The sequence below is a fragment of the Streptomyces sp. WM4235 genome (genome assembly GCF_001279725.1).
Lineage (GTDB): Bacteria > Actinomycetota > Actinomycetes > Streptomycetales > Streptomycetaceae > Streptomyces.
Genome location: NZ_LGDE01000204.1, coordinates 24,259 through 36,447, shown reverse-complemented (window position 1 = coordinate 36,447; position 12,189 = coordinate 24,259). Strand labels below are relative to the sequence as shown.

Here is a 12,189-nt window from a genome sequence, read left to right as displayed (position 1 = left end):
CCCCGGGGGTTACTGCTGGCGCAGCGCCCAGCCGCGCTCGCGCAGTTCGGCCTCCAGGGGCGCCACCGCGCGGGGTTCCACCATCAGCTGTACGAGACCGGCCTGCTGTCCCGTCGCGTGCTCGATCCGCACGTCCTCGATGTTCACGCCGGCCCGGCCGGCGTCGGCGAAGATCCGTGCCAGTTCGCCCGGCTTGTCGCTGATGAACACCCCGACCGTCTCGTACGCCATCGGCGCCGCGCCGTGCTTGCCCGGGACCCGGACCCGGCCCGCGTTGCCCCGCCTGAGCACGTCCTCGATGCCGGCGGCCCCGCCCCGGCGCTTGGCCTCGTCGGCCGACTGGAGGCCGCGCAGGGCCTCCACCGTCTCCTCCAGGTCGGCGGCGATCCCGGCCAGGACGTCGGCGACCGGGCCCGGGTTCGCGGAGAGGATCTCCACCCACATCCGCGGGTCCGAAGCCGCGATCCGCGTCACGTCCCGGATGCCCTGCCCGCACAGTCGCACGGCCGTCTCGTCGGCCTCCTCCAGTCGGGCCGCCACCATGCTCGACACCAGTTGGGGGGTGTGCGAGACCAGGGCCACCGCGCGGTCGTGGGCGTCCGCGTCCATCACCACCGGGACGGCCCGGCACAGCGCCACCAGTTCCAGCGCGAGGTTCAGCACCTCGTGGTCGGTGTCCCGGGTCGGTGTCAGCACCCACGGGCGACCCTCGAACAGGTCGGCCGTCGCCGCGAGCGGCCCGGACCGCTCCTTGCCGGCCATCGGGTGCGTTCCGATGTAGGTGCCCGCGTCCACGCCCATCGCCGTGAGTTCCCGTCGCGGGCCGCCCTTGACGCTGGCCACGTCCACGTAGGCGCGGGCCAGGTCGCGGCCGATCGCGTCGGCCAGCGCCGTCGCGACGTGGGCGGGCGGGACGGCCACGATCGCCAGGTCCACCTTGTGTTCCGGTGCCTCGTCCGTGCCGGCGCCCAGGGCGGCGGCCGTGCGCGCCTGCGCCGGGTCGTGGTCGACGAGGTGCACGGTGATGCCGCGGGCGGTCAGGGCGAGCGCCGCGGAGGTGCCGATCAGTCCGGTTCCGATGACGACGGCGGTTCTCACGAGCTGCTCCAGGATGATCGCGTGACGGCGGGCCTGACTCAGGGTAGCCGGCGCGCGCGGCGCGAGGGCCCGGTGGCCGACCCGTGGGACGACCGACGGGCCCTCGCGGCGGGGCCCGGGTCCTGTCGTCAAAGTGGCGCCGGTAGGGCCCGCGGTGTCCGGTGCCGTGCGTCGCGAGGCGCAGCGGCGCCCGTGTACCGGACGTACTCGGGTGCCCCGACAACGCGGCGAGGTGCGGTACCGGGCGCCGCGGGCCAGGCGAGACTTTGACGACAGGGCTTAGAGCTTCTGCTGCCTGATGATGTCCTCCAGCGATCCCGAGGGCAGCGATCCGTCGGGGGTCAGCTTGTCCACGGCCCGGGGCAGGGACTGCGCGATCTGGTCGGCGGCGTGCTCGGGGCTGACGCCCGTCTGCTCGGCCACCTTCTGCAGGGTCTCGTTCGGCAGGGCCTCGGCGATCTGCGCGCCGGTGACGGCCTTGTTCTCGCCGGTGCCGACCCACGACTGGGCCTGGTCGACGAGGCCGGACTTGGACAGCATGTCCATCAGCCCGCCGAGCGGGTTGCCGCCGCCTCCGGCCGCCTGGGCGCCACCGCCACCGCCACCGCCGGTGAGCGCGCCGAGCAGGGCGCCGAGGATGTTGCCGCCGCCACCGCCACCCGCCTGGCCGCCACTGCCGCCGCCGCTGCCGCTGCCGCCGAGAAGCGAGCCCAGGAGAGAGCCGAGGTCGTTACCCGCCATCGTCATGCCTTTCGGAGAGGGACCGGTCCGCGCGCGTACGGCGCCTCCGGCGTCGAGATAGGGACAATCTCACCCGGTTCACCCCATGACGCCACTTGGCGCACGGTCCCCCGAACCGCCCCGGAGCGCCTGGGGTAGAACGATCGGCATGATCTTCCACATCGTCGCGCTCACCGACTGGACGGCCGCGCCCGAGCTCCCGTACGCCCCCGCCTCGCTCGATTCCGAGGGTTTCGTGCACTGTTCGGCGGACCGCGCGACGGCTCTCGCGATCACCGAGGCGTACTACCGGGACACCCCCGGCACCCTGCTGACCGTGGAGCTGGACGAGGGGGCGTTGACCTCCGAGGTCCGCCGGGAGGGTGAATCCGGCGGCCTCTACCCCCACGTCCACGGCCCGTTGAACCGGGGTGCGGTGGTACGCGTGTGGGAGGTGGTGCGCACACCCGGCACTCCTGCCACATGGGAACCGTGGCAGTCGGGCGACCGACGCGCGCCGCACGGCAGCGAAGAGCCTGGCGCGGCGGACTTCTCCTGAGGCCCGCCGCAGACCAGGATGCTGCTCGCCCAGCCTGGCCACACAGCGAGGAGACAGTCATGAGCGACCCCACACGGACCGCCCGGCGCACCGTACTGGCGGCAGGGGCGGTGGCCCTGACGGGCGGTGCCCTCGCGGCGTGCGGCTCGTCCTCCGAGAAGCCCGCGAGCGAGGCGGGTACCGGGTCGACCCCACGGGACGCCGGGTCCTCTCCCGCCGGGTCCTCGGCCGGGGGCGCCGCGCTGGTGAAGTCCTCGGCCGTACCGGTCGGCGGCGGCACCGTGCTCAAGGAGCAGAAACTCGTGGTGACCCAGCCGACGGCCGGGTCGTTCCGCTGCTTCACCGCCGTCTGCCCCCACCAGGGGTGCCTGGTGAACAAGGTCGAGAACGGCAGCATCGACTGCCCCTGCCACGGCAGCAAGTTCGAGATCACGGACGGCGCGGTGGCCAAGGGGCCGGCCGCCACCGGTCTCGCCGAGAAGAAGATCGTCGTGTCCCCGGGCGGTGAAATCTCCCTCGCGTAGCGCGGGGGCGTCCGCCTACCCTCCCGGGATGAACGACCTCACCCTCGTCCGGGACCACACCGTCTACTCCTGCGTGATGGGCTCCCGCGCGTTCGGGCTGGCGACGGAGGCGAGCGACACCGACGTGCGCGGTGTCTACCTCGCCCCCACGCCGCTGTTCTGGCGCTTCGAGAAGCCCCCCACGCACGTGGACGGGCCGCGGGACGAGGAGTTCTCCTGGGAGCTGGAACGCTTCTGCGAACTGGCGCTGCGGGCCAACCCGAACATCCTGGAGTGCCTGCACTCCCCGCTGGTGGAGCGGATCACCCCGGTCGGCGAGGAACTCCTCTCCCTGCGCGGGGCCTTCCTCTCCCGCCGGGCCCACCTCACGTTCACCGGCTACGCGGCCGGCCAGCACGGCAGGCTCCTCGCGGACGTGCGCAACCACGGCGCGCCGCGCTGGAAGCACGCCATGCACCTGCTGCGCCTGCTCGGGTCCTGTCGCGACCTGCTGCGCACGGGCCGCCTGGAGATCGACGCCGGCGCCGACCGGGAGCGCCTGCTGGCGGTGCGGCGCGGTGAGCTGGGCTGGGCGGAGGTGGACGCCTGGATGTCCCGCCTCACCGGGGAGGCGGAGGCGGCCCTCGCCGGCAGTCCCCTGCCGGCGGAGCCGGACCACGCCCGTGTGGAGGACTTCCTGACCCGTGCCCGCCGGCTCTCGGCGGCCGTGACCCCCTGAGGCCGGCTCGGGTCACAGGGGTCAGGCGTCCCAGAGGGCTCCGAGGGCCAGGAGCTCGTCGCGGTACTCGATGCGGCCCTCCCAGTCCCGGGGCCAGACGTCCGCGCCGAGGTGGGCGCCGGCGAAGGCGCCGGCCAGGCAGGCGATGGAGTCGGAGTCGCCCTTGGTGCAGGCGGCCCGGCGCAGGGCGGTCAGCGGCTCCTCGGGGAAGAGCAGGAAGCAGTGCAGGGCCGTGGCGAAGGCCTCCTCCGCGATCCAGCCGTCGCCCGTGGTCAGGCAGGGGTCGGTTTCCGGGGAGGGCGACCTCAGGGCGTCCGCGAGCCGGTCCAGGACGCCCAGGCATTCGTCCCAGCCCCGGGCGATGAAGGACCGCTCCGTGGCGTCGGAGGTGCTGCGCATCCACAGGTCGCCCAGCCAGTGCTCGTGGTAGCGGGTGCGGTTCTCCAGGGCGTACGAGCGCAACTGCCCGACCAGGCCCGTGACCTCGGTGCCCCGTGCGAGCAGGTACACGGCCCTGGCCGTCAGGTCGGAGGCGGCGAGGGCCGTCGGGTGGCCGTGCGTCAGGGCGGACTGGAGCTGGGCCGCGCCGGCCCGCTCCTCCTCGGTCCAGCCGGGCACCAGGCCCACGGGGGCCACCCGCATGTTCGCGCCGCAGCCCTTGGAGCCGATCTGGCTGGCGTCGCGCCAGTCCCGCTCGGGCTGGTCGAGGAGCCGGCAGGCGCGCAGGCAGGTGTTGCCCGGGGCCCGGTTGTTCTCCGGCGAGTGGTACCACTCGACGAACTCCTCCCGGACGGGTCGGGTCAGCCGCAGCGGTCCTATCCGGCCCCGCTCCCCCGCGGTGCGCATGCCTCGGGCCAGGGCGAGCGTCATCTGGGTGTCGTCGGTGACGATCGCCGGGCGGGGCAGGGACATCTGCCGCCAGGGTCCGGTCTTGGAGAGGATCGACGGGACGTCGTTGAACTCCGTCGGGAAGCCGAGGGCGTCGCCCAGGGCGAGGCCGAGCAGGGCCCCGGTCGCCGCGCGCTTCTTCGTCGTCACGGTCATCGTGCGTGTCCTTCCGAGGGGCGGAGCAGGGGCGGGTGCAGGGCCGTCGCGGGCCCGGAGCGGTAGAGCGCGGCCGGTTTGCCGCGCCCGCCGGTCAGTCGGGCGGCTCCCGCCACGGCCTCGACGAAGCCGGGGGTGGCGAGGACCTTGCGGCGGAAGTTGGGGCGGTCCAGGGCGGTGTCCCAGACGGTCTCGTAGACGGCCTGGAGCTCGCCGAGGGTGAACTCGGGCGGGCAGAAGGCGGTGGCCAGGCAGCTGTACTCCAGCTTCGAACCGATCCGCTCGCGCGCGTCGTCGAGGATGACCGCGTGGTCGAAGGACAGTCCGGCGGCCTCGCCCACGGGCACCCAGCGGGCCCGGTCGGCATCGCCGCCGCCTTCCGCGGCCGGCTCCGGCATGTCCGGGACCAGCGCGGTGAAGGCGACCGAGACCACCCGCATGCGGGGATCGCGGTCGGGTTCGCTGTAGGTCCTCAGTTGTTCCAGGTGCAGGGCGGCGACCACGGCGTCGGACAGGCCGGTCTCCTCGGCGAGTTCGCGGCGTGCGGCGCTCTCGGCGGACTCGCGGGGCAGGATGAAACCGCCGGGCAGGGCCCAGGCGCCCGCGTACGGCTCCTGTCCGCGCCGGATCAGCAGCACGTGCAGGTCGCCGGCGCGGACGGTGAAGACGGCGAGGTCGACGGTCACCGCGAACGGTTCGAAGGCGTGGGGGTCGTATCCGGTGGTCATCCGTTCTCCACCCGTACGTTCTCGGGCAGCGGGTCCGTGAAGTGCCATCCCTCGGCGAGCAGTCCGTCGACGGCGGCCACGGCCGCCGTCAGCCGTGCCTCCCGGTCCCCGCCCATGAGCAGGAAGCGCCTCCGCGTGTCGGTGAGTTCCTCCCGGAAGCGTCCGGTCATCCACGGTCTGAGCTGCGGTCCGTCGCGCAGCCCGTCGTCCTCGAAGGGCACGCCGACGTCGTCGGTCAGCAGGTACAGGTCACGGCGGGTGCGGGAGGCGATCTCCTCGACCTCCTCGTTGCGGCCGCCCATGTACCGCTCGTGCCAGATGCCGGTGGCGAAGGAGTCCGTGTCGCAGAAGAGCACCGGTGAGCCGAGTCGGGCGGCCTGTTCCTCCTCGGCGTCCTGGCGGCGCGCGATCACCGGGAACTCCTCCGAGGCGAAGGACACCTCGGACCAGGAGGCCGCCGGGTCGGTCGACCGCGCCGCCGCCAGCTTCTCCTCGCTGTACCGGCGCCCGTACTCGGCGACCCAGCCCGTCTTGGCCCAGACCCCGCCGCGGCGGCGGTAGTGGGCCGCGAGGTCGCGCGAGAGCGTGGTCGTGCCCGTGGACTCGGCGCCGAGGACGACCACGCGCCGGGTCAGGGCGGCCCGTACGGCGGGGCCCAGGAACTCCCAGCAGGCGGCGGGGTCCGCGCGGACGGCCGTACCCGACACCGGGAAGAGGGAGCGGTCCGGGTCCACGCAGACCTCCTGGGCGCCGAAGCGGCGCGCGAGTTCCGTCCCGTACGCCTCCGAGGTGAAGACGGCGTCGACCCGGCCGGGCACGGCGGCGCGGAAGATCGCCATGTGCGCGTCCCAGATCGCCGGATCGTGCAGGTCGACCGGGATGTCGTCGACCGCGCCGACGACGTGGGCGCCGGGGTGGGCCTCGCGCATCCAGGCGACCCGGTCGGCGAGCGGCACCGATTCGACGGAGGCCGCGCACACCAGCACGGTCAGTCGTTCGCACTGGTCCTGGGCGGTGCGCACCAGGTGGTGGTGGCCGGTGTGGGGCGGGTAGAACTTGCCGAGCACCAGCCCGTGGCGGTGGCGCCTCATGCCGTCGCCGCCGTCTTCAGCCCGCGGGTGCCCTCGGTCCCGCCTGTCCCCCCGGTCGCGGCGAGGGCGCGGCGCCAGTCGATCAGTCCGGCCACGCACAGGGCCAGGAAGACGACGTACAGCACGGCCGTCACGTACAGGTCCTTGTGGACGTACAGCGGGATGGAGACGAGGTCGGTGGCGATCCACAGCCACCAGGACTCCAGGAGCTTGCGGCACTGCCCGTAGGTGGCCATGAGGGAGAGCCCGACGGCCACCGCGTCCCAGAGGGGAACGGTGGAGTCGGTGGCGCGGTCCAGCAGCAGGGTGAGGGCGAGCATCCCCACCGCCCCCGCCGCGGCCAGGGCGGCCCATTCGGTGCCCGTGGTCCGGCGCACCGGCAGGGTCGCGGCGGTTCCTGGTCCACCCCCGTGGGTCCAGGACCACCACCCGTACGCGGCGAGGGCGATGAAGACGATCTGGAGCCCGGCGTCGGCGTAGAGACCGGCCTGGGCGAAGAGCACGATGAAGAAGAGGTTGTTCGCGATCCCGATGGGCCAGTTGGCGATGTGCTGCCGCGCCACCAGCCAGACGCACAGGGCGCCGGTGGCGGCCGCCAGGATCTCGGTCCAACTCGTCTGCCAGCCCATGGAGACCCTCGTTTCTTTAATAGTCAGGTTGACTATAAACATGATCGGGCGTGCGGGCAAGCAAAAAGCCCGCGGTGCCGAAGGGCACCGCGGGCTTTTCGGCCCCGACGGACGGGGCGCGGTCGTGCGAGGGGTCGGGTGACCCCTCGCGAGGGTCCTACAGACCGACCTCGCGCATGAGCATGCCGACCTCGGTGTTGGTCAGGCGGCGCAGCCAGCCGGACTTCTGGTCACCGAGTTCGATCGGGCCGAAGGAGGTCCGGACGAGCTTCTCGACGGGGAAGCCGGCCTCCGCCATCATGCGGCGGACGATGTGCTTGCGGCCCTCGTGGAGGGTCACCTCGACCAGGTAGTTCTTGCCGAGCTGGTCGAGGACGCGGAAGTGGTCGGCGCGGGCGTAGCCGTCCTCCAGCTCGATGCCGTCCTTGAGGCGCTTGCCGATCTCGCGGGGCAGCGGGCCGGTGATGGCCGCGACGTAGGTCTTCTTCACGCCGTACTTCGGGTGCGTCAGACGGTGGGCCAGCTCGCCGTGGTTGGTGAGCAGGATGATGCCCTCGGTCTCGGTGTCGAGCCGACCGACGTGGAAGAGACGGGTCTCACGGTTGGTGACGTAGTCGCCGAGGCACTGGCGGCCGTCGGGGTCCTCCATGGTGGAGACGACGCCGGCCGGCTTGTTCAGCGCGAAGAACAGGTACGACTGGGTGGCGACGGTCAGGCCGTCCACCTTGATCTCGTCCTTCGGCTGAACGCGCTTGCCCTGCTCCAGCACGATCTCGCCGTTGACCTCGACGCGGGCCTGCTCGATGAGCTCCTCGCACGCACGGCGCGAACCCATGCCGGCGCGGGCGAGCACCTTCTGCAGACGCTCCCCCTCCTCCTCGGCACCCGGGAAGGTCTTCGGGGTCTTGATCACGGGCTTGTCGGCGTACCGGTCGCGCACGCGCTCCTCGATCCGCGCGTCCAGCTCGCGGGGGCGCGACTGGCCGCTGCGGCTGCCGGGGCCGCTGCGCGGGCCGCCGGCTCCACCGATGCCGGGGGTCCGGGAGGTACGGGGGCCGCCCTTGGCGCCACCTCGCGCGGAGTCGCCGCGAGCACCACCGCGGTTGCCGTCGGCCGCGCCGCGGGCACCGCCGCCGCCCGCCTTGGCGCCGCCTCGGCCGTTGCGCTCACCCTCGGGGCCCACGTCGTAGCGACGCTCCTCGGGGCGGGGGTTGCGGGGACGCTGGGGGGCCTGGTCGCGGTCACGGTCGCGCGAGGCGCCCGCACCGGAGCCGCCGCCTCGGTAGCCGCCGCCACCGGAGGAGCCGCCCGAGCCGCCGCCTCGGTAGCCGCCGCCACCGCCGGAGCCGCCGGACGAACCGCCGGAGCCGCCACCCCGGTAGCCACCGCCACCGCCGGACGAACCGCCGGAGGAGCCGCCGCGGGAGCCGCCGCCGGAGCCGCTGCCACCGCCGGAGCCGCCACCGCGGTAGCCACCGCCGCCGGAGGAGGAGCCGCCGCGGTCGTTACCACGCCCGCCGCCACCGCCGCCGCCGCTGTTCCTGTTGCCGCCACCGTTGCCGTTACTGCTTCGCATCAAAGTTCCGTCGTCTTGTCGTCTTCAAAGTAGTCCGGTGCATCAGGTGCGTCCGGATCGAACGACGGAACACCCTCTTGCGTCTCGGCTTCGATCGCGTCCGCCTCGGGGAGGAAGGGCGCGAGCTCCGGAAGCTCGTCCAGGCCACGCAGGCCCATCCGCTCCAGAAAGTAGTTCGTCGTCCTGTACAGGATCGCACCTGTTTCGGGTTCCGTCCCCGCCTCGGCCACCAGACCCCGCTGCAGGAGGGTCCGCATGACCCCGTCGCAGTTGACTCCGCGGACCGCCGAGACCCTTGATCGGCTGACCGGCTGGCGGTACGCGACGACCGCGAGGGTCTCCAGTGCCGCCTGGGTGAGCCGGGCCTGCCGGCCGTCCAGGACGAAGGCCTCCACCGCCGTCGCGAAGGCCGCGCGACTGTAGAACCGCCACCCGCCGGCGACCGGGCGCAGCTCGAAACCCCGTTCCTGGGCGGTGTACTCGTCGGCCAGTTCCCGCAGGGCGACGGCGACCTCGCGCGGGGTCCGGTCCAACACCTTGGCGAGGTGTTCCTCGGTCGCGGGTTCGTCGATGACCATGAGGACGGCCTCCAGGGCGCCCTTGAGGGCGAGCTCCGCCGGCTCGGTCATTCCTTGGCCTCCACGATCTGATCGAACTCGTCCGTCACCGTCGGCATCCCGTCGCCGTCCCCGCCGCTCCAGCGCACGGTGAGCGTGCGCAGGGCCTCCTCCTGGTCGAGGACCACGGCCTTCTCCCGGTACAGCTCCAGCAGGGCCAGGAAGCGCGCCACGACGGTCAGGGTGTCCGGGGCGTCCTGCGTGAGTTCCGCGAAGGTGGCCTCCCCGCGGGCCTTGAGCAGCGCGACGACCAGGGCGGCCTGTTCGCGGACGCTGACGAGCGGGGCGTGGATGTGGTCCACGTAGACCTGGGGCGCCGCCCTGGGCCGCATGGCCTGCACGGCCAGCCGGGCGAACCCCTCCGCGCCGATGCTGATCACCACGTCGGGCAGCAGTTCCGCGATGTGCGGCTCCAGTCCGACGGTGCGCGGGTACCGCAGGCCCTCGTCCTCGGCCCGGTGCTCGAAGATCTCCGCGATCCGCTTGTACGCCCGGTACTGGAGGAGCCGGGCGAAGAGCAGGTCCCGTGCTTCCAACAGCGCCAGGTCGGCCTCGTCCTCCACCTCGGCGGCGGGCAGCAGCCGGGCGGCCTTCAGGTCGAGGAGGGTGGCGGCCACGACGAGGAACTCGGTGGTCTGGTCGAGGTCCCAGTCGGGTCCCATGGCCCGGATGTGCGCCATGAACTCGTCGGTGACCCGGGACAGCGCGACCTCGGTCACATCGAGTTTGTGCCGCGAGATCAACTGGAGCAGCAGGTCGAAGGGGCCCTCGAAGTTCGCCAGCCGGAGCGTGAACCGCCCGTCCCCGGTGTCGGCGGGCGCGCCGACGGGAACCTCACCCACCCCCCGGAGGGCCCCAGGAGGCCCCGTGGGCGCCTCTGCGACCTCGGGGGCCTCCTGGGCCATCGAGGGGGCTTCGGGGGCCTCCGGGAGCCCTGTGGGCGTCTCGGAGGGCATCCGCGCCGGCGCTTCGGACGGGGTCCGGGCCGGCGTCTCGGACGGGATCCGGGCCGGCGTCTCGGACGGGAGGGGCGGCGTCTCCGGCGGTACGGGGGCCGGCTCCCGCCCTCCCGGCCCCTGTTCCCCCGCGTCGGGGGCGCCCGGGCCGCGGCCCAGCCGGCGGCGGGCGGGTGGGTCGGGTTCGGCGGGAGGGCGCAATCGAGGTCCAGGGTGGTGCGAGGGCGGTACGGACGGGCCGGCACGACGGTGCCGCCGAGGCGACGTTAGCGGGCCGGCCCTCGCCCTGGCGTCAGGCGCCGGTCAGCGCCCGCGCAGTCTTCGTACGAGGATGCTCGCGTCGCCCCGGGACTCCAGGTCCGCGAGGACCACGGCGACCGCCTCGCGGACGATGCGGCCGCGGTCCACGGCGAGGCCGTGCTCCCCGCGCAGCACCAGGCGCGCGTGCTCCAGGTCCATGAGCTCCTCCGCGGAGACGTAGACCGTGATCTTCTCGTCGTGCCGCTCGCGCCCGCTCGGCCGCCGGTTCGCGCCCCGGCCCTGCCCCTTGCCGCGCCGGGGCGCGGACGCCCCGGCGGCGGTGGTGGCAGAACCTTCCTGCGGCCTGCGCTGCGCGCCCACCGCCGGTTCGCCGGTTTCCCGGCCGCGCCCCTCCGTCGTGCCCTCCGCCGGGTTCGCCGAGTGTTCCGACTGCGCCGAGCCGCCCGCGGACTCCTCGACGCCCCGCCGCGGCGAGGACGACTGCAGTGCCATCCCCCCGGTCGTACGGAACAGTTCGTCGGCTCCGGGCAGACTCACTCGGCGGGACACCGGGCGAGCACCTCCCTGGCCAGCTGGCGGTAGGCGGCGGCGCCCACGGAGTTGGAGGCGTACGTGGTGATCGGTTCACCGGCGACCGTGGTCTCCGGGAAGCGCACCGTCCGGCCGATGACCGTGTGGTAGACGTGGTCGTCGAATGCCTCGACGACGCGCGCCAGCACCTCACGGCTGTGCACCGTCCGGGAGTCGTACATCGTGGCGAGGATGCCGTCGAGTTCCAGCTCCGGGTTGAGCCGCTCCTGCACCTTCTCGATGGTCTCGGTCAGCAGCGCCACACCGCGCAGCGCGAAGAACTCGCACTCCAGGGGGACGATCACCTTGTGAGCCGCCGTCAGGGCGTTCACGGTCAGCAGACCGAGCGAGGGCTGACAGTCGATCACGATGTAGTCGTAGTCGGCCATCAGGGGCTTGAGGGCCCGCTGCAGGGTGGACTCGCGCGCGACCTCGCTGACCAGCTGCACCTCGGCGGCGGACAGGTCGATGTTGCTCGGCAGCAGGTCCATGTTGGGGACCGCCGTCTTCAGCAGCACCTCGTCGGCCGACATGCCCCGCTCCATGAGCAGGTTGTAGACCGTCAGGTCGAGTTCCATCGGGTTCACGCCGAGACCCACGGACAGCGCGCCCTGGGGGTCGAAGTCGACGAGCAGCACGCGGCGCCCGTACTCGGCGAGCGCGGCACCCAGGTTGATGGTCGACGTGGTCTTTCCCACGCCGCCCTTCTGGTTGCACATCGCGATGATCTTCGCCGGACCGTGGTCGGTCAGTGGCCCGGGGATCGGGAAGTACGGCAGCGGCCGTCCGGTCGGGCCGATCCGCTCACGGCGCTGACGGGCAGCGTCGGGGGCGAGAGTGGCCGCGTACTCGGGATCGGGCTCGTACTCCGCGTCGGGGTCGTAGAAGTGCCCTTCGGGCACGTTTTCGTAGTCGGCGAAACCCACGGGCTTTTCGCCGCTCAGGTCGCCGGCCCTGGAGTTCACGTCTAGGCCGTCCATGCTGTTTCGGGGCGTCGTCATGTGCTGGTGGTTTGCGAAGGTGCGGACTGCGACGGAGCCGACAGCTTCGATTCCGGCAGGGCCCTGGCCCCGCGCAGGCATTCCTGCTCGACCACCC

At 73.0% G+C, this 12,189-nt stretch carries 13 protein-coding genes and 1 pseudogene; 3 read left to right on the top strand and 11 right to left on the bottom strand.

What is annotated here, in order from left to right; genetic code table 11:
* Positions 1 to 9 precede the first annotated feature (9 nt).
* Positions 10 to 1,098 carry a prephenate dehydrogenase gene (locus tag ADK55_RS15840; protein WP_053679207.1) on the bottom strand — a complete coding sequence of 363 codons (1,089 nt, stop codon included), beginning with the start codon at positions 1,096 to 1,098 and terminating at the stop codon, positions 10 to 12.
* Between the two features lie 279 nt (positions 1,099 to 1,377).
* Positions 1,378 to 1,854: pseudogene (locus ADK55_RS15835) on the bottom strand (YidB family protein); the annotation flags it as partial.
* Between the two features lie 133 nt (positions 1,855 to 1,987).
* Here ADK55_RS15835 and ADK55_RS15830 point away from each other — a divergent pair.
* From ADK55_RS15830 to ADK55_RS15820, 3 genes are read left to right on the top strand one after another with little or no spacing between them, the layout of a single operon-like run.
* On the top strand, positions 1,988 to 2,377 hold the full coding sequence (locus ADK55_RS15830) for a DUF952 domain-containing protein (RefSeq protein ID WP_053679206.1): 390 nt from the start codon (positions 1,988 to 1,990) through the stop codon (positions 2,375 to 2,377).
* Between the two features lie 59 nt (positions 2,378 to 2,436).
* Positions 2,437 to 2,901 carry a Rieske (2Fe-2S) protein gene (locus ADK55_RS15825; protein WP_053679203.1) on the top strand — a complete coding sequence of 155 codons (465 nt, stop codon included), beginning with the start codon at positions 2,437 to 2,439 and terminating at the stop codon, positions 2,899 to 2,901.
* Positions 2,902 to 2,929: 28 nt separating this feature from the next.
* Entirely contained in the window at positions 2,930 to 3,619 is a 690-nt protein-coding gene (locus ADK55_RS15820) for a DNA polymerase beta superfamily protein (protein WP_053679201.1), read from the top strand.
* Between the two features lie 21 nt (positions 3,620 to 3,640).
* Here ADK55_RS15820 and ADK55_RS15815 read toward each other — a convergent pair whose 3' ends face one another.
* The 9 genes from ADK55_RS15815 to ADK55_RS15775 all read right to left on the bottom strand — a co-directional run bounded on the left by ADK55_RS15815 (position 3,641) and on the right by ADK55_RS15775 (position 12,173).
* Complete coding sequence (locus tag ADK55_RS15815; RefSeq protein ID WP_053679199.1) at positions 3,641 to 4,663, bottom strand: ADP-ribosylglycohydrolase family protein; 1,023 nt, start codon at positions 4,661 to 4,663, stop codon at positions 3,641 to 3,643.
* Positions 4,660 to 5,391 (bottom strand): NUDIX hydrolase, encoded by a 732-nt coding sequence (locus tag ADK55_RS15810; RefSeq protein ID WP_053679197.1) that lies wholly within the window; start codon positions 5,389 to 5,391, stop codon positions 4,660 to 4,662. The genes ADK55_RS15815 and ADK55_RS15810 overlap by 4 nt, the downstream gene beginning before the upstream one ends.
* Positions 5,388 to 6,482 (bottom strand): AAA family ATPase, encoded by a 1,095-nt coding sequence (locus ADK55_RS15805; RefSeq protein WP_053679195.1) that lies wholly within the window; start codon positions 6,480 to 6,482, stop codon positions 5,388 to 5,390. The genes ADK55_RS15810 and ADK55_RS15805 overlap by 4 nt, the downstream gene beginning before the upstream one ends.
* Positions 6,479 to 7,153, bottom strand: coding sequence for a nicotinamide riboside transporter PnuC (pnuC, locus tag ADK55_RS15800; RefSeq protein WP_053679193.1), 675 nt, complete (start codon positions 7,151 to 7,153; stop codon positions 6,479 to 6,481). Before pnuC ends, ADK55_RS15805 begins: the two co-directional genes overlap by 4 nt.
* 115 nt (positions 7,154 to 7,268) lie before the next feature.
* Entirely contained in the window at positions 7,269 to 8,687 is a 1,419-nt protein-coding gene (locus tag ADK55_RS15795; protein WP_053679191.1) for a pseudouridine synthase, read from the bottom strand.
* Entirely contained in the window at positions 8,687 to 9,316 is a 630-nt protein-coding gene (scpB, locus tag ADK55_RS15790) for an SMC-Scp complex subunit ScpB (RefSeq protein ID WP_053679189.1), read from the bottom strand. Before scpB ends, ADK55_RS15795 begins: the two co-directional genes overlap by 1 nt.
* The gene (locus tag ADK55_RS15785; protein WP_078998967.1) at positions 9,313 to 10,461 is read right to left on the bottom strand and encodes a segregation and condensation protein A; all 1,149 of its coding nucleotides are present in this window, start codon (positions 10,459 to 10,461) and stop codon (positions 9,313 to 9,315) included. Before ADK55_RS15785 ends, scpB begins: the two co-directional genes overlap by 4 nt.
* Positions 10,462 to 10,563: 102 nt before the next feature.
* Positions 10,564 to 11,070, bottom strand: coding sequence for a hypothetical protein (locus ADK55_RS15780; protein WP_078998965.1), 507 nt, complete (start codon positions 11,068 to 11,070; stop codon positions 10,564 to 10,566).
* Positions 11,055 to 12,173 (bottom strand): ParA family protein, encoded by a 1,119-nt coding sequence (locus ADK55_RS15775; protein ID WP_078998964.1) that lies wholly within the window; start codon positions 12,171 to 12,173, stop codon positions 11,055 to 11,057. The genes ADK55_RS15780 and ADK55_RS15775 overlap by 16 nt, the downstream gene beginning before the upstream one ends.
* Positions 12,174 to 12,189: the final 16 nt, after the last annotated feature.

Bases quoted from the DNA above. Each gene is read 5' to 3' on its own strand.
- ADK55_RS15830 (WP_053679206.1), top strand. From the start codon at position 1,988: ATGATCTTCCACATCGTCGCGCTCACCGACTGGACGGCCGCGCCCGAG.
- ADK55_RS15825 (WP_053679203.1), top strand. From the start codon at position 2,437: ATGAGCGACCCCACACGGACCGCCCGGCGCACCGTACTGGCGGCAGGG.
- ADK55_RS15820 (WP_053679201.1), top strand. From the start codon at position 2,930: ATGAACGACCTCACCCTCGTCCGGGACCACACCGTCTACTCCTGCGTG.
- ADK55_RS15815 (WP_053679199.1), bottom strand. From the start codon at position 4,663: ATGACCGTGACGACGAAGAAGCGCGCGGCGACCGGGGCCCTGCTCGGC.
- ADK55_RS15810 (WP_053679197.1), bottom strand. From the start codon at position 5,391: ATGACCACCGGATACGACCCCCACGCCTTCGAACCGTTCGCGGTGACC.
- ADK55_RS15805 (WP_053679195.1), bottom strand. From the start codon at position 6,482: ATGAGGCGCCACCGCCACGGGCTGGTGCTCGGCAAGTTCTACCCGCCC.
- pnuC (WP_053679193.1), bottom strand. From the start codon at position 7,153: ATGTTTATAGTCAACCTGACTATTAAAGAAACGAGGGTCTCCATGGGC.
- ADK55_RS15795 (WP_053679191.1), bottom strand. From the start codon at position 8,687: ATGCGAAGCAGTAACGGCAACGGTGGCGGCAACAGGAACAGCGGCGGC.
- scpB (WP_053679189.1), bottom strand. From the start codon at position 9,316: ATGACCGAGCCGGCGGAGCTCGCCCTCAAGGGCGCCCTGGAGGCCGTC.
- ADK55_RS15775 (WP_078998964.1), bottom strand. From the start codon at position 12,173: ATGCCTGCGCGGGGCCAGGGCCCTGCCGGAATCGAAGCTGTCGGCTCC.